The 22,998-nt window shown below is 41.9% G+C and carries 19 protein-coding genes; 7 read left to right on the forward strand and 12 right to left on the reverse strand.

Annotated elements, in window-relative coordinates; translation table 11 throughout:
- Positions 1 to 101 precede the first annotated feature (101 nt).
- Complete coding sequence (locus tag V7L01_RS14940) at positions 102 to 2,030, forward strand: serine/threonine protein kinase (RefSeq protein ID WP_335035961.1); 1,929 nt, start codon at positions 102 to 104, stop codon at positions 2,028 to 2,030.
- A 151-nt stretch (positions 2,031 to 2,181) separates the two neighbouring features.
- On the opposite strand, the gene V7L01_RS14945 is transcribed toward V7L01_RS14940, so the two are convergent.
- From V7L01_RS14945 to V7L01_RS14985, 9 genes are all read right to left on the reverse strand, one after another.
- The gene (locus tag V7L01_RS14945; RefSeq protein WP_335035963.1) at positions 2,182 to 2,844 is read right to left on the reverse strand and encodes a heterocyst differentiation related protein; all 663 of its coding nucleotides are present in this window, start codon (positions 2,842 to 2,844) and stop codon (positions 2,182 to 2,184) included.
- Positions 2,845 to 3,080: 236 nt separating this feature from the next.
- On the reverse strand, positions 3,081 to 3,908 hold the full coding sequence (gene trpA / locus V7L01_RS14950) for a tryptophan synthase subunit alpha (protein WP_335036276.1): 828 nt from the start codon (positions 3,906 to 3,908) through the stop codon (positions 3,081 to 3,083).
- Positions 3,909 to 4,016: 108 nt separating this feature from the next.
- Positions 4,017 to 4,328: a DUF3007 family protein gene (locus V7L01_RS14955; RefSeq protein ID WP_335035964.1), complete on the reverse strand. Its 312-nt coding sequence runs from the start codon at positions 4,326 to 4,328 to the stop codon at positions 4,017 to 4,019.
- Positions 4,329 to 4,352: 24 nt separating this feature from the next.
- Positions 4,353 to 4,565: an NAD(P)H-quinone oxidoreductase subunit L gene (gene ndhL / locus V7L01_RS14960; protein ID WP_100900242.1), complete on the reverse strand. Its 213-nt coding sequence runs from the start codon at positions 4,563 to 4,565 to the stop codon at positions 4,353 to 4,355.
- A gap of 824 nt (positions 4,566 to 5,389) precedes the next feature.
- On the reverse strand, positions 5,390 to 6,772 hold the full coding sequence (locus V7L01_RS14965; RefSeq protein ID WP_335035966.1) for a TniQ family protein: 1,383 nt from the start codon (positions 6,770 to 6,772) through the stop codon (positions 5,390 to 5,392).
- Entirely contained in the window at positions 6,762 to 7,913 is a 1,152-nt protein-coding gene (locus V7L01_RS14970) for an AAA family ATPase (protein ID WP_335035968.1), read from the reverse strand. The genes V7L01_RS14965 and V7L01_RS14970 overlap by 11 nt, the downstream gene beginning before the upstream one ends.
- Before the next feature lie 2 nt (positions 7,914 to 7,915).
- Positions 7,916 to 10,615 carry a TnsA endonuclease N-terminal domain-containing protein gene (locus V7L01_RS14975; RefSeq protein ID WP_335035970.1) on the reverse strand — a complete coding sequence of 900 codons (2,700 nt, stop codon included), beginning with the start codon at positions 10,613 to 10,615 and terminating at the stop codon, positions 7,916 to 7,918.
- 21 nt (positions 10,616 to 10,636) lie between these two features.
- Positions 10,637 to 12,163, reverse strand: coding sequence for a hypothetical protein (locus V7L01_RS14980; protein WP_335035972.1), 1,527 nt, complete (start codon positions 12,161 to 12,163; stop codon positions 10,637 to 10,639).
- The gene (locus V7L01_RS14985; protein WP_335035974.1) at positions 12,160 to 14,082 is read right to left on the reverse strand and encodes a DEAD/DEAH box helicase; all 1,923 of its coding nucleotides are present in this window, start codon (positions 14,080 to 14,082) and stop codon (positions 12,160 to 12,162) included. The genes V7L01_RS14980 and V7L01_RS14985 overlap by 4 nt, the downstream gene beginning before the upstream one ends.
- A gap of 101 nt (positions 14,083 to 14,183) precedes the next feature.
- Here V7L01_RS14985 and V7L01_RS14990 point away from each other — a divergent pair, with 101 nt between their 5' ends.
- Together V7L01_RS14990 and V7L01_RS14995 are read left to right on the forward strand one after the other, a co-directional pair.
- Positions 14,184 to 14,486, forward strand: coding sequence for a ribbon-helix-helix protein, CopG family (locus V7L01_RS14990; RefSeq protein ID WP_335035976.1), 303 nt, complete (start codon positions 14,184 to 14,186; stop codon positions 14,484 to 14,486).
- A gap of 446 nt (positions 14,487 to 14,932) precedes the next feature.
- Positions 14,933 to 16,252, forward strand: a complete 1,320-nt coding sequence (locus V7L01_RS14995; RefSeq protein WP_335035978.1) for a hypothetical protein — start codon at positions 14,933 to 14,935, stop codon at positions 16,250 to 16,252.
- Between the two features lie 12 nt (positions 16,253 to 16,264).
- On the opposite strand, the gene V7L01_RS15000 is transcribed toward V7L01_RS14995, so the two are convergent.
- Complete coding sequence (locus V7L01_RS15000; RefSeq protein ID WP_335035979.1) at positions 16,265 to 17,185, reverse strand: lysylphosphatidylglycerol synthase domain-containing protein; 921 nt, start codon at positions 17,183 to 17,185, stop codon at positions 16,265 to 16,267.
- A gap of 342 nt (positions 17,186 to 17,527) precedes the next feature.
- Between V7L01_RS15000 and V7L01_RS15005 the strand changes: the two genes are divergently transcribed.
- Positions 17,528 to 18,097: a DUF6658 family protein gene (locus V7L01_RS15005; protein WP_335035981.1), complete on the forward strand. Its 570-nt coding sequence runs from the start codon at positions 17,528 to 17,530 to the stop codon at positions 18,095 to 18,097.
- 98 nt (positions 18,098 to 18,195) lie between these two features.
- Positions 18,196 to 18,804: a hypothetical protein gene (locus tag V7L01_RS15010; RefSeq protein WP_335035983.1), complete on the forward strand. Its 609-nt coding sequence runs from the start codon at positions 18,196 to 18,198 to the stop codon at positions 18,802 to 18,804.
- Positions 18,805 to 19,082: 278 nt separating this feature from the next.
- On the opposite strand, the gene V7L01_RS15015 is transcribed toward V7L01_RS15010, so the two are convergent.
- Complete coding sequence (locus V7L01_RS15015) at positions 19,083 to 19,955, reverse strand: S-methyl-5'-thioadenosine phosphorylase (RefSeq protein WP_292702484.1); 873 nt, start codon at positions 19,953 to 19,955, stop codon at positions 19,083 to 19,085.
- Positions 19,956 to 20,358: 403 nt separating this feature from the next.
- On the opposite strand from V7L01_RS15015, the gene V7L01_RS15020 reads away from it, so the two are divergent.
- Positions 20,359 to 21,480, forward strand: a complete 1,122-nt coding sequence (locus V7L01_RS15020; RefSeq protein ID WP_335035985.1) for a metallophosphoesterase family protein — start codon at positions 20,359 to 20,361, stop codon at positions 21,478 to 21,480.
- Positions 21,481 to 21,627: 147 nt separating this feature from the next.
- Here V7L01_RS15020 and V7L01_RS15025 read toward each other — a convergent pair whose 3' ends face one another.
- Positions 21,628 to 22,059, reverse strand: coding sequence for a nucleoside deaminase (locus V7L01_RS15025; RefSeq protein WP_335035987.1), 432 nt, complete (start codon positions 22,057 to 22,059; stop codon positions 21,628 to 21,630).
- Positions 22,060 to 22,074: 15 nt separating this feature from the next.
- On the opposite strand from V7L01_RS15025, the gene V7L01_RS15030 reads away from it, so the two are divergent.
- Positions 22,075 to 22,998 carry a nucleoside hydrolase gene (locus V7L01_RS15030; RefSeq protein ID WP_335035988.1) on the forward strand — a complete coding sequence of 308 codons (924 nt, stop codon included), beginning with the start codon at positions 22,075 to 22,077 and terminating at the stop codon, positions 22,996 to 22,998.

Consider the following 22,998-nt stretch of genomic DNA (forward strand, 5'->3'; position numbering starts at 1 on the left):
TTTAATCTAAATCTTTTCTCAAGATAGCGGATTTCATTGAAGAAAATTTGGAGATATTTATTACCAGCTGGAAAATTAGGTAATAACTCTGGGGAGTAAATATGATAGGCAAGCTACTAGACCATCGTTACCAAGTAATTCGAGTCCTCGCGATGGGAGGATTTGGTCAAACCTACATTGCCGAAGATACAAGGCGGCCAGGCAACCCCATCTGCGTTGTCAAGCACCTTAAGCCCGGAACTGACCCCAGAGTTTTTGATACTGCTAAACGCCTGTTCAACAGCGAAGCCGAAACCTTAGAAAAACTGGGCAACCATGACCAGATACCCAGGCTGCTAGCGTATTTTGATGAAAACCAAGAATTTTATTTAGTACAAGAATATATTGAAGGACATACCCTAGCTGAGGAACTTATACCTGGTAAGCGTTGGAGTGAAAGCCAAGTAATTCAACTGTTGCAGGAAGTTCTAGAAATTCTCGAATTTGTCCATCGCCAAGGCGTGATTCACCGCGACATCAAACCAGATAATATCATCCGTCGCGCCTCAGATAATAAGTTAGTTTTAGTAGACTTTGGGGCAGTGAAGCAGTTACGTACACAACTGGTGACAGTTGGCGGACAACCCTCTGCCACGGTAGTTATCGGCACTCCTGGCTATATGCCCACAGAGCAAGGGCAAGGTAAACCCCGCCCCAACAGCGATATCTATTCCCTTGGTATTATTGCCATTCAAGCATTAACAGGATTACAGGCAACAGAATTGCAAGAAGATCCAGAAACGGGCGAAATCATCTGGCAGCAATCAGTAACCGTAAACTACCGACTGGCGGCAGTGTTAACCAAAATGGTGCGTTATCACTTCAAAGACCGCTACCAAAACGCCACGGAAGCACTGCAAGCATGTAAAAACGCTATTAATCCTATACCTGCACTTTCCACACCTCAAGAATCTGCCAAAAATTCTAGTTACCAAGTAGCCAAATCTCAGCCTCAAGTATCTCGGTTGCAAACGGTTGCAGTTGCACCTGCAAATCCTGTCGCCCCAAAACCTGCGCGTCAAGACTCTAGTAAATCCGACCCATGGCCGATATTAATTGGCATATTATTGGCGGGTGGCGCGGCTGCCTTGGTAGCAAATGTATATCCAAATGTGAAAAATTTAGCTTTAAATCTTACAGGCAAGGATACCACCTTAGCAAATAAATGCTCGGCTGTTGTTGTCGGAAATTCTAATATCCGTTCTGAACCTAGTTCGATTAATTCTGATAATATTTTGCAAACAGTTGGTGATAATACCAGTTTCGAGGTGACTGGCAAGCGGACAAAACGAGGTTGGATAGAAATTAAACTTAAGTCTGGTCGTTTGGCTTGGGCACACCCAGCCGTGATAACCAATAATCCAGAATGGGCTTCTTGCCTGCGCGAAAAAAGCATTGCCACTAAGATTGTAGATGATAGTACCCTGATTGCTACTCGATCGACTCCCAAGCCAAAACCAAAATCTAGCGATGTAGTAACTCCATTACCAGAAAAACCAAAGGGGTTAACTTCCGAAGCTGAGAAAACAAAGCGATCGCAGCCTAGCGATAACAGGGCCAATATTATAGAACAAGCAAGACAGAAGTATGAATCAGGAGATATAGTTGGAGCGATCGCACTTTTAAAATCGGTTCCGGCAAATGCTGCTTCTGGTATCCAAGAGACGGGCAAAGTGATTGCCCAGTGGCAGCAAGATTGGGCTAAGGCGGAGGCGTTATCTAACGAGATTAATAAAGCAATAGATGATGGTAAATGGGATAAAGTTTTAGATTATAAAAACCATCCAGAAAAGTTGCCTAATACTAAATACTGGCGAAACCGAATAGAACCATTATTTAAACAAGCAGCCGAAAATCTGGCAAAACAGGCACTACCTAAACTAGAAAATCAAGGTAGTCAGAAAAATACCCAACAGAAACTTCCCGATACTAACCAACCTGCTACTACAGAGAGTCCTAATGCTACGGAAACTCCTAAAAGCGGCTTTTAATAGTTATTTCGTTACCAACCTCTGACTGGGAATGCCTAACAAGGAAGCGGAACCTCCTGAATTCGCAGCAGCAGCCCAATAAAAACATTTCCAGGTAGAACCTGGAAACGAGATTTTAAATCTGTGTTTATCTGTAGTTTAATTTCCCTAATTAGTGCATTTCGTCGTATTCTTGGGCTTCAACTCGTCTTGCTTCCATCCGCGAAGCAGGCAGAAACTCAGCGCGACGGACTGGAACCAAGGGCGGTGTATTTCCTTGGTAAGGGTGAATCACTTGTACAGTACGGGCTGGACGCTGCCGTGGTGAGAATAAAGCCAATACCCCAGCGACGACAACACCACCACCAATAGTGAGAGTTGCACCTCCCACAGCCCAAAGCATGGGTGAAGACCACCAAGGATTTTGCGGCTGGAATGCTGCTGCTTTTTGCTGGTTATTCTGCTGGGCTAATTGCCACTGCTGCTGAGTATTAAAATTTTGAACTTGACCCTGTAGCTGTTGATTTTGCAACTTTAACTGTTCGTTGTCGTTTTTTAAACGCTCTAGCTGCATCTGCGTGTTCAACTTCTCCATCTCTAGGCGCTGGTCAGCATTGGGAGCAGTCGATGGTTGAACCTGACCTGGATACATTGGTTGCCCATAAGGGCCGTAAGGATACATTTGTGGCTGTACTCCCGGCGCTACTACAGTCCCTGGCATTTGCGGAGCAACGGCAAAGTTAGGCTGTAGAGGGGTATTTGTTCCTTTGAGCAATACGAGAGCCGCCAGCCCCGCTACGGCAACGCCGCCGATAAACGCCATACTCTCACTCATCGCCTTTGCTCCTCGATTGCGACGTAATTATAACCATTTGTGACTGACTCACTCTCACACTCATAAATTATGCCTACTTGATTTCACATAATACTCAAACTATAAGCGACCGGATCGGCTAGTTTTTTTACATCATGATATCTGATGTTAATATTCAAAACCATAACGGTCAAATTGTCTACCAAACAAGGATAGGAAAACTGCGCTGTTATACTTTTTTAATCTAGTTTCCCCGTCTAATCAAGAGGAGTATTTGTGCTGGTGTTGGTGGTCTTGATGGCTGCTTTGAGACTTTGGCAAAATTCGGCGATCGCATTTAGTCCTTCCTCTGGTGTACCTTGGGCTAACCGTTTCACAAATGCACTGCCCACGATCGCTGCATCCGCGCCCCATTCCTTTACCTGACGGGCTTGGGCAGCTTCGGAGATGCCAAAACCTACACCAATGGGTTTATCAGTAACACTACGAATTTCTTTGAGTAAATCGGACACGCGGTTTTCCAGTTGCGATCGCATCCCTGTTACCCCTGTGACGCTGACTAAATAAATAAATCCTTGGGAAGAATGAGCGATCGCTTCGATCCGTTGGGCAGAACTAGTGGGAGCAACCAACAAAATGATATCAATTCCCTTCTCACTAGCTGCTTGGAGCAATCCTGCTGCTTCCTCTAAGGGCAAATCAGGTATTACCAATCCTGCAACCCCAGCAGCAGCAACTGAAGAGAGAAATTTTTCAATTCCCCGGTGCAGAATTGGGTTGTAATAGGTAAATAGGACAATAGGCGATCGTAATTTGGGAGTAATCCCTTGCAGCATTTCCAACACCTGCTCTAACTTCGTACCCCTTTGTAAGGCGCGAGTCGCAGCAGCTTGAATTACTGGCCCATCAGCCAGAGGATCGGAGTAGGGTATACCTAGTTCAATTATGTCGGCTCCATTGCGATCTAGAATCTGCAACGCTTTTGCTGTTGTTTCTAAATCTGGATCGCCAGCGGTGATAAAAGGAATCAGAGCACACTCACGATTGTGCCCAAGGGTTTTAAAGCAATCAGAAATCGCAGTCATTTTAGTCAAGTGTCAGTGGTCATTGGTCATTGGTCATTAGTCATTGGTCATTAGTAAAGGACAAATGACTAATGACAAAGGACAAATAACAACTGACCAATGATAACTTTACACCTGAGATTGCTCTTCTTGTTCTATTTGGGCTTGAATTCGTGCTAGTTCTTCGGGAGTAAGCTCATCTAACCGCTTTTGCAGAAAGTCTTGCTCATATTGTTCCCGCTGTTGGTGGTAGGTCATTTTTTGTCCCACCGCGCGGAAAAAATAGGTGGCTAACCAGCCAACTAACCCACTGATTAGTAAGACTTGGCTCCATATACCAGCTTTTTGATTATCCAAACCGACTAGCTGCAATCCTACATAAGCCAAGCCGCCAGCAATAAAAACGCCCAAGCCAATTCCAATCGCGTCAATCCGTCGCATGAGAGTTATGACCTACCAATCTAGTTAAACTTCAATTTGTCGCCGTTGGGGTCGAAAATTTAGAAACGGCGATAGAACCAACAAACCCGGAAAGAAGAAAAACACCAAAAAGTACATAAAGGTACGCTCGATGGAGGTAGCTACATACCAACGCTGCTTCAGATACAGCAAAATAGCAATTGGGATTACTAGAAGGTAAGCTCCAGCTAAAATCAGATACAGCAGGGCGACAATCATAAACTTTCAAGTCTTAAGCATCTGTTTTCCATCATAGGCTGAAGAGCGAAACTGAGGAAACTATAGTCATGACGCTTTCAACATAACTACGCCAGAATTCCTCTTATATGTCCAAATTGATTATAAAACGTAGTATTATGCTATAATAGTGAATCCACTAGCAAACAAAGCTCTAGTCAAACAAGATCGAAAACTCATCCAGATGGATTACCAGGAAACTAGGAAACTAGGAAAAATTTTAACTCTGGAAAAAATATTTTCAATCTATGTTGGACAAAAGACACAATTGATGGTGGAATAGATGAGGAGGTATTTGCTGCCTTCACAAAATAACTAGTTATACTAGTTGCCAAACACCTGCGGGGGTGTGGCGGAATGGTAGACGCTACGGACTTAGATAACTGAGCCTTGAAGGAGAAATCCCTCAAGTGGAAGCTCTCAAACTCAGGGAAACCTAAATCTGGTAACAGACATGGCAATCCTGAGCCAAGCCCAAAAATTTTAGATTTGCGATTAGTCTTTAATCCAAAATTCAAAATCTAAAATCCAAAATTGAGGGAAGGTGCAGAGACCCGACGGGAGCTACCCTAACGTTAAGTCGAGGGTAAAGGGAGAGTCCAATTCTTAAAACCTGATTTTGCTAAAGCCATCAGGTAGCAGTGAAAGCTGCGGGAGAATGAAAATCCGTTGACCGTAAAAGGTCGTGTGGGTTCAAGTCCCTCCACCCCCACTAAAAATTTAAAATGCCGAAAGGCTTCCATTGTGACTTTACCCATAACTTTGCCGCAACGGCAAGCTTATGCTTCCAATAAAGGGTGGCAAGGTTATGGTTCCAAACAAATTTCTTTTCGCGCTGCCCTTAAAGCAGCGCGAACTTGTTTGTCACGAAAACATCCTGGTTTAGCCAATAGCTTTGAAATAGCTGCCTCACTAGGATAAATACCTTCATTGTGAACTTGCATAACAGCTTGTTTTACCTCCTCGCAAGACTGTTCGATTCGTTTGACGCGAGATTCTTTCATATACTTAACGTACTCGGCTGAAATCGCTCGGCATAGCTCTGGGAAATGCCTGTAAAGAACTCGCTTAGGATATCCAAGGCGTTTCGCCACTGTTGTCATCGGTAGCGGTTGTTCATTCGCTTGAAGCACATTTTCAAGTAATTGTTGAGTGCGATCGCTATCAAACTTTACTTCAAGCTTTTTTGTACTGCTATCTCTGACTTGGTTTTGAGGCGTAGCAGGAAATTTACTAGAGTTTTCCTTAAGAGTCTCTTGAGTCAAAAAATCCAGTACAGATACCTGAAGAGTAAAACAGATTTTCAAAATCACATTCAGTTCTGGCAAGACTTTTCCCATTTGCCACATCCAAACCTTGTTTTTGGGAATTTCGAGCATACGAGCAAAAGCAGCCGTGTTTCCTTCAGCAAATTGCTCTACGTACCTACAAAACGCTTGGGCAACTATTTCCCTTTGCAAAGGTTTTGATAAGCGGGGGGTAGTAGCGAGTAACTCTCCAATAGTCTTGATAACCCACGTTTGCCAAATAATCTCTTCCTTGGTCAGTGGGGTGTTATCAGAAGACTGGTGATTAGCAGTAACACCAAGCCATTCTAAGCAATATGGACAATAACCTGGCCTCGAATAGGAAGCTAGTGGGGGAATATCTCGTTTGCAGTGAAGGCATTGCTGACATAAATGCTGATTGTGGCAATGACAAACTGTAACTGCCTCAAAAAACCAAATTAAGGGTTCGTAAATTACTTGATCTTTCGAGGAATACCACTCCTCATAACAGTAGGGACACCAAGCTCGTCTAGAACGAAGTAACTTCCTCTGAGGAAAGATATTAGTCCATGTTAATAGAGTGAGGAAGCGCAAATCATTACGTAGAGTCATCGACTCTAGTACTGTGACTAAATCAAATGCCATCGTACCTAATCCATTGAGTGCCCCAGTCAAGCTTCGCATTTCAAAGAGATTTGTAGTTCTATAAGTCTTAGGTATAAAAGATACAAGTTCTCTGGATATTAAAATTTTTGGGGTTACACAATGAGCTTCTGCTAGCCGAGATATATAGCCAGTTAAGCTTTCTACCAATGAACTCCCAATGCCAACAGGCTCTAATTGATACAACCGACTACGAGATGGAATAGCAACCTTTTTTAAATCCCAACATTCGTATGTTATTAATCCATTAGCTAACATCTTGATTCACTCCAATAGGATCTCTTTTGGGATTGCGTTTGCCAACTTTTCCTTGTGGAAGAGTCTTTTTTGGAGCTTCTTCTGGCTGTGCAATTGTCTTTGCTCCAAGTCCTAGAGCAGAGCGTAAATGTTGTACATCTGTTTCTGTTTCAGATAATTGTCGTTCGCCCTCTTGAATTTCCTTGAACATTCTCTGACACTGAGCAACTGACCAAGCACGTTTTTGCAAGTCTTTTAGAGTGACGGTTGTTGCTTCTCGATCCAGAGCATCTTTAAGAGCGCGTGTTAGCCAATTTTTCAGTATGCCAACACATCCTAAAGTACGTTCATAAAAATATTCCCAATGAGTAACTAAATCTGGAGGGTCTGCAAGTGGCATCTGCTGTTGGAAAGTTAACAATACACTTTTAAAAGCCTGTACATCTTCTGCGGTGTCAGCACAATAACGGCGGAAATGAATATCGACGCTACGGCGTGAGAGTTGACCGCTTAAATTACGGAATGTCAGTAATTCGTATGTTCCTAACAGACAATGCAAGATGCCTGTCATATTTGCCACAGATTTGAGACAGTCTAGCTGATCTTGTAGTTTGTGTCCGCTTGCCATTTTCCCAAAATGTTGCGCTTCATCTATGAAAAATACATCTGGATGGCGATAGCTGAGAGCGTTTTCTAAAGCTCTGCGTAGAGCAGGTGCGACCACTTTCGACTCAACGTTAATTTTTCCGAAAATATCACGATAGATACCTCGTACACCGTAATTAAACTTGTGATCGATGAGTGGTTCTTCTAAGGCTATTAAGGCGCGTGTGTAGTAATCTTTCCAGTTAAAGTTTCTCGATTCTGGAGCTACAGCCTCAACTCCAACAACAGGAACGCAACCGCGATCGCTTTCCAACTTAGGTAATGCCAACTCTGTTAATTTTTGCTCAACCCGCAGTCGTAAAGTTGTTTTACCGATACCGCTAGGGCCATAGACAAAAATAAATGACGCACCTGCTGGTTCAGCAATTGTCCGCACTAGAGTTTCATACACCTCTTTGAGTCGGGGATGTGCTACCGTGTAATTCTCGAAATAGGCAAGCCTTTCTGTGACAGATTGCTCAAGGAGCTTGAGAGGAAATCCGGTAAGTATTGTCATAACTAAAACTCCTCGTAAACTACAAGTGTTTCTGGAGTGTTTGCTTGAACTTCAGTCACTTGATTGTCAGTATTACCAAAAGGAATTTGAATAACTTTTGGTTCTTCGTTACGACTGAAAGTAGCTTTTCCGCCTTCAATTACCCTAAAGACTTCTTTAGCTTCTGCATCATAAGAACGCTGTTCTAATAAGGCTTCTTGGGCTTCTACCGAAGCTAAAAATTCCGCTAGATTCTTAGCTGAAACTCTTGATTGTCGTGCATGATTTGAGGAGCGTTTGCGTAACTCGGCACTAGCTAATTTCAGTTCTTTTTCTGAACGACCTTGAAATTCTGCATAATATTGAGAAATACACTGTACCCATAGCCCTCGAACAAAGGCGTAAGCGATACCAATATCAAACGGGTCGTATCTTACCTGGACAGAGGTATTTTCAATTTGCGGGTCACGAAAACTATTAGACCAGTAATAGATTGAGTTAATTTTTACGCCGCTTCCAGATTGAACTTTCGCCTTTCCCTCTGAGGTTGTAGGTAAGGTAAGAATCTGAAAGTTTTCATCGTAAGGAATCATCCGGTGAAGCCGACTACCGCCGATCGCTATACCAGCAGCAAAAGCATCCCTCGGACTCTGGAAAAGAGCGGGATGTTCATCTATATCGTAAACTTCGTAAGCCCAAGCGCAAAGATATTCGTAAAGCAAGCCCAGTGTCCAAATAGCTTGATTTTTAGGGTTAACTGACTTGGTTACTTGGCGAATGTTACGAGTTATCTGTGTATTACCGAGTAGGTTATGAATAAATTGAGTGTTGGAAGTACCAAACAGACGTTCGCATACAGAACCAAACCGTGCTTTGGCTGGAGGTCGATTTTTTTTCGTACATTCAAAAGTGGCTAAAAGCGTTTCAAAATAAACGCTATGAAATTCTGCGCCGTTATCTACCACAATTATCTGTGGCAAACGGTTGTGGCGTTGAACGCACAATCGTAACACCATCAAGCAAGAACGATATGAAGGCGAGTCAAAAGTCAAATAAACAGCTAAGAATCTTCTGGAATACGCATCTATCAAAAAAGTTACCCAAGGTCTACCCAATGAACGACCAGTACGGGAACACACTAATTCAACATCTAATTCTGTATGGTCAATGTGAGCAATTTCAAATGGGCGATCGCCATGCCTGGGCGTTGTCCTGTTGAGTTCCCAATAAAAAGTTTCTTGCTTGTATGCAGCCCTACGACCTTGGCGTTTTTTGATTTGTTTGTAACTAGAACGTTTCTTTATTTCTTTTGTAAACGCTTTATAGCTTGGAGCAATAGCACCTTGTTGTTCGCAAACCCTGACTAAAGCACCATGTACCTCCCACATTTTCTTTTGTTTGAGGGTTTCATAGTCATCAAGGATAAATTTCTCCATCAGCACTAAGGTTTCTTCTGGCAGTTTTCGCGTGCGGTTGCCTTTAGCACTACGATGCGAGAGAAGCCCGATATAACCACAACTGTACTGCTGTTGTGCTGCTAAATACTTCAATTTCCAATGGCGAATAGTCCTCTCTGACACTGTTTCGTTTTCAGGTGGATTTCCATTTAAATATGGTTCAATAACTTTGTAGCGGCGAAGGGCTTCTGCTTGGTCTTCAGGGCTTGCTTTATAAAATTGCTCCCAAGATTCTGCTTTTATATCTGGTGTTTCAGATTTTTGTAAGCTTTTTATTTTCGCTTGCTGAACCAGATTTAAAAATAAACTCTTTTTCAGTTGAATTAATTGCTCAAGTTCATCCTGTAAAGTAACTTCAGTGTCTCCAACATGAATAATACTTAAGCCTTTGCCATCCCAAGATATTGATGTCCCAATAGAAAGGTTAATCGCAGAAAAACTCATGGGAGTTGATGAAGTTGTTGTTTTTAGCATCAAACCATAGGCAGTAGCTGTGTGCTTGTCGGAAAAAACACAAACTCGTTCTGGTTCAGCTAAGGGCGCAACACTTAAATCAACGTATAATTGCTCTGTGGCAATCAAAGCATAAATGTCATCTGCACTAGCTTGTGTCCCATGATTTAGTAGTTCAGCCAAGGAAATTCCTGGTGAGCTTGATACTAACTGCTGAATTTCTGCGTTGATTGCAGTTTCTAAATGAAGAGACTCGGCTCGAAAATAATCTTCCAAAAAAATTACGTTGCGCTGGATAACCCAATTAATTTGAGTGTCTACACATAGGCGGTAGTAAAGCTCAAACTGTTGTGCATAATTTTCTCCTGGTGGAGTGCGCCATCTACTTTCAGAATCGTAAAAATAGCGGTTTGGACTTTTTTCAGCTAGCTTTTTTAGTTCCTCTTCGGTTTTACATTCCTCCCAACCAGCACAATCTCTTCTAATCACGAAAAAGTCTGGTGTATGCAACACCCCTAAGTTTCGACCATTTTTTCCTTGATAGTCCAATTTGATTGGAGAGGGTTGGTCGTAAAACTCTAAAACTTCCTCATCATGCTCAAATTCGTAGATAGTAGGAAGTTCAACACGGTGAGACTCAAATTGAATAGTAGCTCCCATTTTTCGACTGGGATAACGCCCAGAAACATTTTTGCGTCCACCTCCTACGCGGCGGGATGGTTCTGATGAGCGGATTTTTTCAATTAAGTTTTGCGTTTGTTGAGATAGATGAAGGCGACAACACCAAGCATCAAATTCTGCTTTTGACAGCATGAATACCTCCTGTGTTGATGACTAATTGGTTTCATTTATAGGAACAAACAACCAACAACGTCCTTTTTTCATGTCATTACGCTGCCAAGCCCAACCATCTGGGTCGTGTCTTTTTGCCCATTTAGGAAATCTTTCTTTGTTTCTGTTAAAGATAGAGCGAAGTGTATCCGGCTTAACCTGTAATCGTTGTGCCAGTTCATCTGAGGTCAATGCCATAGTTGGATCTAGGGTTTGCAGTTCCGTTGTTTCGCGCTCCTGAACTTTTGCAAACTCTAATGTGCGATTATCAACAGGTGCAGGTTTTAGGAGAGGTATGTTTGCCTTGGTATCAGAATCGAAACCTGATGGTGATTTTGAGGGTATCGTAGTTATTTTTCCTGTTTTAACCCATGCGTCCACTTCAGCTTGCTTACTTTTTAAAGCCTCGGCCTCGCTCGGATTTAACCCTTCGGCTACGCTCAGGGTTAATTTTGCTTCATCAGAGACTGCTTGATTTTTATGAGGTTGTGTCCCATTAGTGTTTTCAACTTCAGTAGAAGGAGCAGAAGGTTTATAGGGGGATGGTTCTGAAAAATGCTGGCTATTTTGGTGGGTAGAATGCTCCCTAGTTAGCTCTTGGCTATCAGCATTTGTGTTTATACCCTGCCGTAGATGAGTTATCAATTCTTGGAGTTTATCCCCTTGATAAAACTGAAGCAGTTTCTCAGCAGCCTTTTTGGGGTTGTCCATTCGTATGGACTTGGAACGATCTTTAATGCCTAGTATGTCTCTAATATGGTTATTGAGTTCTCGGCTGTAAACAGGTTCTTTGTCCTCATCTTCAGGAATTGGGTTAGTATGTATGTACTGGTTTATTCTCAACCCAATCAAATCCCGTTTGTCTACATACTCTCGTTCTTCTGCTGTTAGGTTGTTGAGGTCTTTTATGTCACGTCCTAGTAATGCTGCTACATCTATAGCGATAAGTGACCGATCTAGTAACTCTCCTATTGCTGGAATAGCTTCTGCGGCACGGTTTGCAGCTCGCAAGTTTTCTTGCTGCCGAGAACTGAGGCTACCTAACTTCCCGCAGTCACTGCGGGAAGTTTCATTAATCAGATCAGTTCTTTGTCCTTGACGAGATTCGTAAATAATCGCCTGAAACCTGCGTTGTATTTCAGAATCTGCTTGTAAAACCCGTTCTATTGTCTCAACGCTAGTTTCTAAACCATTAGGACGCTTGGCAGTGATGAATGCTTGAAAATTTTCAGCATCTGTGCCTTTGGTATAACGGCAGTAGTAAGGGGTTACAACTCCCTTTGCCACGTAAAGACACTCCCATAACTTGTTATCAATGATTTCTTTGATAAAGTTAGGAATCTGGTCAACAAAAGCTAAATCCTTACCAATCCCAGAGGCTATACCATCGGAGACAAAGAAAGCTCTGACTGCTTTATCATGTTGTTCAGTTGGTAATCTGTCATTATCAGACAAAACTTTCTGAACAACAGCACTATCTGGTATATAAGATTGGCCTGGGTCAATAGTGTGAAAATTGTTGTGATTCATAAATCTTCAATTCCTTTTAGCGTTGGCGCTTCAGCAATTCGATCACATAGCCATTGATAAATCCTTTCCCAGCCTTCGTGAGCAATAAAACTATTGCTTGGAAGACAGTTTCTTGATTTGGCTATTGTGTGAATTTGCTTCACTTTTTCTTTTTTTTCGTCCTCGCTGGCACTACCATATAAAATGCAGGCTAGCCGATAAGCTTTTTTGTTGGCTTCCCTACGAGCAAAAGCAGTTTTTTTAGTCGGCAAATATCCGTTATATTCGGAAGGAAATCCTTGAAGAATAACAGTGACTGAAGATCCTTGATTGCTTGATGTCTGGTTAAATGCTTCTTCATATTCTTTGCGTAATATGTCAAATAAAGGCTTATCTTCCACCAGCATTTGCGCCAAATGAGCAGGGGTTCTAGGAAAGATTTGCCAAATTGGTTTATTTGCGATTGCCCATTCAGCAACATTGGCGTATTCAGATTCAATTTCCTCTCCATCCACAATTTGTTTTCCCAATTCTCCTGTAGAAGAAATGGGCATAAAATTAGAGAGTGTTAGTTGTTGACCACCCTGAGAATTCCCTGCTTCATTCGAGCCAGACTCATCTTGGCTACTATCGTTTTCCTCCCTTTCCCGTACAACGTGAGCAATCTCATTTAAGGCACTTACGGCTAAATCAATTAAATCTGGGTGGGCTGGAATGAGTGTTTCTACAGGCTCAGGATTATCTTCAGGGAAACGGCGTAACAAACGCCCTAAATCTTGCATAAATGATAAAATGGCACGAATATTGGTCGCATGAATGCGATATTTCAATCGTTTGATTGAAACGCCCTCACCTAGCATTCCTACTCCAATGATCCAAGACCGCGCACTGTAGCCAGTTTCTGCGGCAAACTGTTCAATCTGTTCGCTGGAGTCTCTTCCAAGCTGAAAATTAGTAATTGAGCCGGGTTCGTCATCTCTAGAGACTACGACTAGAGCATCTTCATTAGTAAGACGACGAATGCGCTCTTTCATCTGTCGTGCTGCAAGAATTGTCGGAACTCTGACGTAAGTCGCACATTCAGGAAGTCCTTTGGCTCGGTCTCGTTTCATCCGTGTATGCGCCCACACAATAGCTTCTTGAACCCAACCACCTTCGACATCAATAGCTGTATTCAGAGCATCTTTTAACTGTTGCTCATTAGTTGCATTCGTAAAAGTTCTACCATTGTAGACAGCGCGACCTCGACGGTAAGCAAATTCTCCTTCCATCGTGACAAACGAAAAGGGAGGGATTATTTCGTCACTCAGGGCATCAGCTAACCTATATTGAAAGTCAGGAATACACTGGTAAGCGTTCTCTTCTACTGGCGCATAAGTCAGCCAGTTACCCAAAATTCTTCTGTTATCGGAACGGAACGGTGTACCAGAAGTCATTAATCGATGAGAGATAATCGTGTCTGGAAATGCCGTTTCGCAAGCTTGCCCAAAAGCTAGGTCAGAACTAGCATGATGAACTTCGTCAAGAATCAGAAATACTTTGCCAGCTACAGTTCGAGACAAATCGTTCAAAAGCAAGCTAGCGTTGTTGGAGCTAGTTAGCCATTGATAACTGATTACTAATCCGTGATAATCTTGTTGTAGTAACTCTTCTGGCGTGGGTAGCCTACCTAAACTTCTAACAGTTCCTGAGCAAAAAAGATTAAGACCAAAGAGGTTGAATGCATCTTGAGCGTATTGCCGCATTAGGTGTTCCGCTGGAACAACAACAACTAAGAAGCGCCAGTCCAGGACGTTTTTGAGAGAATCGAAAGCATGTAGCGCTCCAGCAGTTTTTCCTGCTGATGTACAGCCTTCAAGCAAAAAATTCTTTTTGAGATTTGTTTGATAGGCTCTTACAAATCTTTCTTGCCAATCTCTTGGCGCAAAACATAACGGCATAGTTTTACTTCACCCCTGTATTTGGCGTACTTTTATATGATTGCTGGCTTGACCGGATCTTTTGTATCTCAAGAATATCACGGTCGTATCTCAAAAGTAATATGTCAAAAATCGGTAAAGATAAAACTATATCAATCAGATTGTCCCAAACTATGTTGGAAGCCCTGGATGCTCGTGCCATTCTTGATGATAAAGACAGGACTCAAGTAATTAGGGAGGCAATCGCTCAGTATTTGGAGTTGCCAGAAGATTCGGTTGAAGACAGAGTGAACTTGTTGGAGCAGGGTGTAGAGAAGTTGCACGAACAAGTTCAACTCACAGAAGAAAGAACTGACTTGCTGGAAATGCAGTTTAGCGAGTTGAGTCGCTTAGTAACTATGTTTATAGGGCGGCAAAAGAAATAAAATTTTATAATTACTCGCGGCAAGCTTATGCTTCCAATCCTGACTTGCGGCAAAGTTATGGTTCTAAAGGTAGAGAAAAGTTATAATTTATTTGACGCAATATCAAGCTTCACAGACCCTTCTGCGGCAAGCTTATGCTTCTAGTCTTGGCAAAGTTATGGGTAAAGTCACATCCATAGAATGTATGGGCGGGTTGTATCTAAATCAAAGATTAACTCGCCCATATTTAGTTATGTATGGTCTTTGATGATTCCAAGTAAGTAATTTCACTAGACTATTTGATGAAGGATTAAATAATTTATATTTAATCCTTTATTTATAGTCCGAGTTTATCAAATTTGTGTAAAAAGATTACTGAATCTCTGAAGAATATATTGATGCTACTGTTCGCCAAGGTTAAGCTGGTAATAATATGAACAGGAAGCCTTTTTGTCCTGAGAACTGGAATGACCGCTAATAGTTTACCAATTAGTCAGGAAGATCCGCGTTGTGTTACATCTAACACTAAACAGCTAAATGTGCAAATTGCACAAGAGGAGGTTTATAGCTTCTTCGTGGAAATTGTCAAAAAATTGCCGCCAGAAGATGTTTTACGGGAATTCAAAGGATTATTTATAGACGGTCTTGATTCAGAGGATTCCAACTATATACCTGGAATATACAGCATTTTTTTAGATGATAACGATCGGGATTTATGTAATACACTTAAACGCTGTTGCTACATCATAATTAATAATTGGAAAACCAACAGAAAAGACAAATATATCCAAGAGCTAGTTAATTTATTTGTTGATGAAAATTTAAAGATAAAGCCTCATAATCCTCCAGCAGTAAAAATTTGTAAAAGCTGGCTAGAGAATTTTGTCAACAGCAAAGACTACCAAGAAATTAAATTATTTGCCACTAAATATGGCGAATCATCTAAAGGTCATTGGGCTAATCGCTATACTTCCTATTTATTAATCGATCAATCTGTTAATGGAAATAATCCTAAAGAGCAGCAAGAGGCTGCCAGAAGGCTTTCTAAACAGATAAAAGACAAATTTAAGTTTGAACTAGCAATGTATGTTGCTCGTTCTCAATCTGCCGTATCAAGCACAAACCGCTACACAAATCCCAGTATTTTGGGAGACCATGTTCTGCGTTTAATAAAATCAATTGTCTTAAAAAAAGGTGTATTTAGCCATGAAAATATTGCCCATATATTTATCAAACAAACTCAAAATCAAACTTTTGAAGAATTTAAAATAAATCTAGAGAAATATCTATTCTTTTCTGTAGAAAATCAAGAAATAGTTGAAAATTTACGGCAGCAGTTGGCTGATGCTTTATCCTTATGGAAGACGGATTATAATCAAGAAATTATCACCAAGGAATTGTTTCTAAGAACCTGTAATCGAGTCATTGACTGCTTGACAGCAGAAAATGGCAAAGAACCTTCGTCATTATTTATCTTATTGATTAACCAAGGTCATTCTCTAACATTGGTGATTATCCTGTTAAAGATTATTTTGATTTCTAAAAATTCCCGCAGGCATTTAGAGACTCGGATTGCTCATCTAATTCGTTTTTATGAAAAGTATCCAGAAGAAGAATGCAAAGGGGTAATAAATTTTATTGAGATTTTTAATATCACGTTTGCAATTCATGCAGAAAACGTAGAATACAATTTGATTAAGATGGAAGAAGAACAAAGCAGTAATCCGCAGTTGGATCTGGATGGTTATCGTGTATTTTCACAGATGAAGGTAGATAGACAAAAATGAGCGTTGCCTGATTCATGATTTCGCAAGGCGTTCGTCTAAGCAAGCGAAGGCAGCACCCGCAGTTTCAGCTAGAATGCTAATTAGGCGATATAGAGCGATCGCACTAAAAACTAGGGCAGATGGAAAGTGGTGTCGTAAAAGTTCATATGCAGTCGCTTCAAACACACCTAACCCACCAGGCGCACCCGGAATCACAAGCCCCAACAACCAAGCGCAGCTAAAAGCCCCTAACAACAAAGGAATTTGATTCGCATCCAACGAACCCAAAGCGAACATAGTTAATATAAACCCAGTTCCACGTAGTCCCATAAAGCCTAATTCTCCTAACAAAGGTCGTAGGGGATAGTTTTTAAGACTGAAGGGTACAGTTGGTTCAGTCGTGACAGCAGACTTTTTTGTTTTCAATTTGTACAAGAAGCGAATAACTGGGTTTAAAAACCAAGGATGAATCGCACAAAGAACTATAGCTAAACTCAGCAATTGTAGTATTTGCAGAACAAAAGTACTATTAGCTGCTGCAAATTGGCTGCTGCATAAAACAATGATAGTTAAAGCAGCCGCTAGCATGAGTAGGGGTTCTAGCAAAACGCTTAAGGTGGCTGCACCAGCAGAAACATTGGCATTTTTGGCGGCTACAATTCGCCCGTAGTAATGCCAGATATTACCTGGCAAATATTTAGCTATGTTGGTTTTTAGGTAAACCTGGATAAACTGGGGAGATGATACAGGTTGATTTAACTCTTGCAGAATCCAAGTCCAAATCCAGCCTGCCCAAGTATGTGCTAGTAAAGTGACGCCTGTAGCGATCGCTATAATTGCCCATCCTACCCCATCAATGCGGATAGCAGTCACTCCAACCCAATTATCCTTCAGAGCTTTCGCTAAAAAAAACAGCGTTCCGCCCAAAATTATCCAACGTAAAAATTGCTTCATTAATTTAGTAATTTAACGCTTAGAGCAACAAGGGGCCAATGCCTCAACTATTACAGTACATCAGCTACCTATCCAAAGATTTTGAAGTATCAAACAGGTTGATGTAGTTCTTTTTACGAAAAGTATATTACTTTATTTTATATCTCTCTATAGTTAGATAAAATTTTTATTTTTATACTTAGAAAAATGTAGCCTGCGCTAGAGGTAAAGAGCATTTTATTATTCATATCCTTAATGGAGGTTATCGAAAGTGAGCAAACCAAGACAAGCACAATAACTTGCTGACCACTCCAAAGATTCAGCAAACTCTTAACTTATTAATATTTTGGTAAGGAGGACTACGTGAACGCTGTGAGACTATTCTTGAAAAAAATAAGATTGCGCCAAATAGTAACTATCTTTTTAGCTGGACTATTGTTGATAGTTAGCACTGCTTGTAGTGGGGCAAATGCTCAAGGTGCAAATCCACAAAATCCTGCTGTACAAGCTGGTGGAGCAAACAATCCTTATAAGAATGGTGGAGACAAGTATACCAACTACAGAATGTCTACCGATCCGAAAATCGCAAACCCAAAAGCCAATGAGGGACGCGACCAAGCTAGCTTACAACCAAGTTCGCAATTGCTGATTGCTACAACAAATAGAGAATCTGAGATACTTTATCCTGGTGCTGAGACACCAGCAGGTCGAATCCAGAAAGAAGCAGAATTGCCAATTATCACAGACAAGGACTTCCGAGAACCTGAACCAGGTGGTTTGATTCAGAATGAACCAAAGGTAGGAGATCGGATTCAAGATCGGATTGAGACTGTAAAAGAGAATCTTGAAGAAGCTTCCGGCTTTTTGCAAGATAAGGGAGATGAAGCTACTGCTAGACCTGAATTACAGCCAAATCCAGCAGTAGGCAGATAGAACCCTTATTTTTTCTGGATGCCTTGGATGTAAAATTAATTCCAGATGCCGTCTTGGTTGAAGTTTAACTTAGTCACAAAAATGCACGGAGTAGAAGTATGAAAAAAGCAATGAATTGGCTCAAAAGCATTCGTCCCTTAAAAGTTTTAACTGTTTTTTTTGCAGGAATATTCTTATTTCTGACACAAGCTTGTGGCGATCCAGGAGTAGCAACACAACCACCACAGCCTGAAAAGCAGCAATCAAGTTATACTCAACAACGATACGATCCCACAAAAGATTATCCTCTCTCTTCTCCTGAGGGTGGGATAAATAACTTTAGTGATGTAGATCCCAGAGGGAAATCAGATGAGAAGGCAGCTAATGACAGAGCTGATGCGCTGGCGAAAAATTCCCAAAAAAATATCGATCGCAAGGGAATTGACAGCCCAGAGCAATATGGCGAAAATTACAAAACAGGTACACCCTTTGGTGAAAGAGTGAAGAACCTGGGTGAAGATATTGGCAGTTCAGCTGAAGAAGTTCGCAAAGGTGTTGTTAAGGGAACTCAGCGTGGAATTGAAAATATCAAGGGTAATACCCAGAATGCTGCCGAAGACGTGACAAAAAATGTTCGGCGTGGAGCTGAGGATACTGGTAATAATGTTCAGCGCACAGCTGAAGATGCAGCCAACGCAGTGAAGAGAACAGCCAGAGACATTGATTGAGATTAGTTATTCAATCTGTTGCAAAATCTGAAAGCGCCCACAGACCTATAGCTATCTAAACAAAGCCTGCCTATGCAGGCTTTGTTTGAGTTTTAGGTGGGTAGGACTTACGCAGTGTTGATTAGTCATTGCGTTCGCCGTTGGCATTCTCGTTGGCGCAGCCTCTCGTAGAGAAGGGTACGAAGCGAAGCAATCTCATCAAGACTGGGATTGCTTTGCTGACAATTATGGTAAATATTTTGTACCCCTTGACAGACATCGCTCATTCATCAGCAATACTACAAATACTTCTGCAACAATAACCCTAACTTTTCTTTCGTCGCCGCTGGTGCTTTATCCAACTGAGTCAAAATCGCATACTGCAACGCCGAATGCGCCTCACTGGTTGGCGGATTTTCACTCAAGCGCCGCACAGTTTCTTGAATTACTTTTTGAGCATTAACAGCATTTCGCAGCAAATTGCCAATCACCAATTCCACCGTCACACTGTCATGGTCTGGATGCCAACAATCATAATCTGTCACCAGTGCTAAGGTTGCATAGGCAATTTCCGCTTCCCTTGCCAACTTCGCCTCTGGTAAATTTGTCATCCCAATGATTGTTGCACCCCAACTGCGGTAAAGATTCGATTCTGCCTTGGTGGAAAAAGCTGGCCCTTCCATGCACACATAAGTGCCGCCGCGATGGAGAGTAACTTCTGGTAAATTGAGAGATGCGATCGCATCTGCCAACACAACAGCCAAGTTCTTACAAATCGGATCGCCAAAGGCAATGTGAGCAACAATTCCCTCACCAAAAAACGTTGAAATCCGATTTTTCGTTCTGTCAATAAACTGATCTGGCACCACCATATCCAGTGGTTTCGCCTCTTCCTTCAAGGAACCCACAGCACTAGCTGAAATTAAATACTCCACACCCAATTGCTTCATCGCATAGATATTAGCGCGAAACGGTAACTCAGAGGGTAAAAGCGTGTGATTGCGGCCATGACGCGCCAAAAAAGCTACCCTTGTACCATCCAAAGTCCCTAGAATCAAAGCATCTGATGGCGAACCAAAGGGGGTTTGGACATGCACCTCTTCTACATCTTTGAGCGCGTCCATTTTATACAGACCACTGCCACCAATAATCCCAATACTAGCTTGAGCCATGATCCTGAACCTGTTCCTTACCGATCTGCTAAGTTATTTTACCGAAAAGGGGAGTAGCAGAGAAGCCAACAAAGAAAGCGATGTCTACGACGAGGTACGCTTACGCATTTCGTGTCGCTAACACTATTGAATTATTATTCATTAATTGTTTGCGTGCAAATAGAAGCGATCGCCCAGTTATTTGAGCGTTGATTACTAAATATTTAGCAATCAAATCTCCGATAATTTTTGCAAATTAATGGTTATATTCAGCCTTGAAATTAATTGTCAGCATAGCGTTTAATCTATACTAAATGTATACAAATGTTAAGTAACCGCACTCCTGAGCAGCGAAACAAAGCAAGCGTTATACTTTTGGGAAAAGGCTTATTTTAATCCCTGTTTTTAACATTTTCATAAATCAATGGCTCTGAATTTTCGTTTTGCGGTAGTCAGCGACTTACACCTGGCACTTCCCCACACAATCTGGGATCATCCTAGCCGTTTTCATCTGGTAGAAGTAAGTATTTCGGCGTTTCAAAGTGTACTAGAACATTTAACACAACTCGATTTAGATTTCTTGTTGTTACCAGGAGACTTAACCCAGCACGGCGAACCAGAGAACCACGCCTGGTTGCAACAATGTTTAGCACAGCTACCTTTTCCCGTCTATGTTGTTCCTGGCAATCATGACGTTCCTGTGCTGTTGGCCAATCAGCAATCAATTGCTTTTGCGGATTTTCCCTACTATTACACGAAGTTTGGCTATGAAGATCCGCAGCAGATTTACTACATTCGTCAGTTATTGCCTGGAGTTAAGCTGATTGGACTGAATTCTAACTCCTTTAACGAGCAGGGTGAGCAGGTAGGGTGTTTGGATGCCAAGCAACTACAGTGGTTAGAAGAAGTGCTGGCGGCATCTAGTGATGAATTAGTTCTGGTGATGGTGCATCATAATGTAGTGGAGCATTTGCCCAATCAATCGAGCCATCCACTGGCAAATCGATACATGTTGGCGAATTCAGCAGAACTATTGCAGTTGCTAAGGCGCTACGGAGTCAAACTAGTATTTACCGGGCATTTGCACGTTCAGGATATTGCTTACTCAGATGGAGTATATGATATTACCACTGGTTCTTTAGTGAGCTATCCTCACCCTTATCGGGTGCTAGAGTTTCATCGGGATGACCAAGGTAAAGAATCGTTGCAGATTTTATCTCATCGGGTAGAGTCAGTGCCTGAATTCCCCGACTTGCAACAGTCATCGCGGCAATGGATGGGCGATCGCTCTTTCCCCTTCCTAGTTAAGCTACTAACTCACTCTCCGTTAAACTTACCATTATCAGAGGCAAAAGAATTAGCTCCTAGTTTGCGCGAATTCTGGGCAACTATTGCCGATGGAGATGCAGTATTAGATTACCCCCACTTTCCGCTAGAAGTGCGGCGTTACATTCAGTCCTATGGTGCATCACAGCCCAACCCAGGCATAGCTACTAGTGGAACTCTGAGGCTGATTGATAATAACAGCACGCTTCTGCTGGGTTAGGAGTGATGAGTGTCCGTGTGGAGGTAACTTTTTTTCTGGGTTAAAAGCAAGGTGACTTTTTAGATAGCGATCGCTCCTACCATAATTCTCCTATCAAAAGTCACCAAGACACCGACAACTCTTGTACAGACGCGATTCATCGCGTCTCTAATTACCGATATCTTCATTCCAAAGTTCGGGGTTAGTTTCAATAAACTCACTCATCATTTGTTCGCAATCGTCAAGATTCAGATCGATTACTTCCACACCGTGAGATACCATAAATTCTTTAGCACCAGGAAAAGTTCTGGATTCTCCGACTATGACTTTTTTAATCCCAAATTGCACCACTGCCCCAGCGCACAGATAACACGGCATTAAAGTTGAATAGAGTGTAGTACCTCTGTAGCTGCCAACTCTCCCAGCATTGCGGAGACAATCGATTTCCGCGTGGGTGACAGGATCGGCGTCTTGCACGCGTTTATTGTGTCCTCTGCCGAGAATTTTGCCATTCTTGACGAGAACCGAACCAATGGGAATTCCACCTTCTTGTCTGCCTTGTTTCGCTTCTTGAATAGCAACTTCCATAAACTCATCCATATTAATTCTCCTTTTATGACAAAACAACTAGTATTAATGGATCACGATGGCGGTGTAGATGATTATTTAGCAACTATGTTGCTGTTGACGATGGATCATATTGAACTCCTTGGTGTTGTCGTCACTCCAGCAGATTGCTACATTCAACCTGCTGTTAGCGCCACACGTAAAATTATAGATTTGATGGGATTTTCTCATATCCCGGTAGCAGAAAGTACTGTGCGCGGTATCAATCCATTTCCTACTCTCTATCGCCGTGATTCGTTTATCGTTGACCATCTCCCCATTCTCAATCAAAGCGAAACCATTACTACGCCTTTGGTTGCCGAAACAGGTCAAGATTTCATGATACAGGTCTTGCGGAAGGCATCAGACCCCGTAACGTTGATGGTAACTGGCCCGTTGACCACGGTAGCAGTGGCTTTAGACAAAGCACCAGACATCGAAGCAAAGATTCACAAAATTGTGTGGATGGGAGGTGCATTAAATGTTGGTGGTAATGTGGAAAAAAGTCTGGAAGCAGGACAAGATGGTTCTGCCGAATGGAATGTTTATTGGGACGCGGTTTCAGCAGCGCGGGTATGGCAAACCCAAATTGAAATTATTATGTGTCCTTTAGATTTGACTAATAATGTCCCAGTTACATCGGAGTTAGTATACAAAATGGGACGACAACGCCACTATCCCATCTCTGATTTAGCAGGACAATGTTATGCACTAGTTATTCCCCAAGATTATTATTTTTGGGATGTCTTAGCAACAGCTTATCTAGGACATCCAGAATTTTATCAACTGCGCGAATGGGAAACAGAAATTATTACTACTGGTCTTAGTCAGGGGCGGACTAAAGTAGTTTCTGGTGGGCGGAAAATTTATGCAATGGATAAGGTAGATAAAGAGGCTTTTTACGCTTACATTTTGCAGCAATGGGCTAGATAA

It is taken from the genome of Nostoc sp., from assembly GCF_036917095.1.
Taxonomy (GTDB): Bacteria; Cyanobacteriota; Cyanobacteriia; order Cyanobacteriales; family Nostocaceae; genus Nostoc.